At 59.6% G+C, this 700-nt stretch carries 1 pseudogene; it reads left to right on the top strand.

Annotated elements, in window-relative coordinates:
* Window positions 1–700: pseudogene (locus tag A3754_RS26980) on the top strand (hypothetical protein); the annotation flags it as partial.

Genomic DNA, 700 nt, shown 5'->3' with positions numbered 1-700 from the left:
AGCACGTTAACCTGCCCCATGTTCTGACCAATACCGGCAATGTGGACGATGACTACAGCCTGACGGCGGTGAACAGTGCCGGCGATGATGGTGATCTGCTGAACTTGCGCCTGTATGAAGATGTGAACGGCAACGGTGTGGTCGATGCCGGTGAGCCGGAAATTACGGCGCCGGTGAGCTTGCCTGCCGGGGCGTCACTTTCCCTCGTGGTGGCTGGCACGGTGGCGTCCGGGCAAGGTCAGGATGATGTGCTGAGAGTATCGGTACTGGCCGAGTCACAAACGGATGTTGATGTGTTCGACTCCGGGCAAGACAGTGTCACGGTGGCCTCCGGTGCCTTCCTGAATCTGACCAAGTCGAGCAGCCAGAGCTGTGATAACCCTGCCCAGGAAGGGCAATCGCTGGACTACAGCATCAGCTATACGAATACCGGCAGCAGCGCCCCGGCAGAGCGACGCTTCCTGATCAGTGGTCAGGTAGAGCAGGGCGTCATGCTGGAAGATGCCTTGCCGGCCAACGTGCAGTTACGCCCGGGCAGTGCTACCGGTATCTCGCCAATTCAATCTGTCGCGGTGGTGCACCGTTCCGGGGATGCGGATGATGAATGGATCCGCTTTGATCAGTGGTCACCGTCAACACCCGTGGACCGCTTTGGGGTTTTGGTACCCGCGTCGGCCATGGAATCCAATGAGTCCGGCGG

The sequence above is a fragment of the Alcanivorax sp. HI0083 genome (assembly GCF_001635175.1).
Note: the sequence above shows the minus strand (reverse complement) of the source record. Positions and strands in the feature narration are given on the sequence as shown.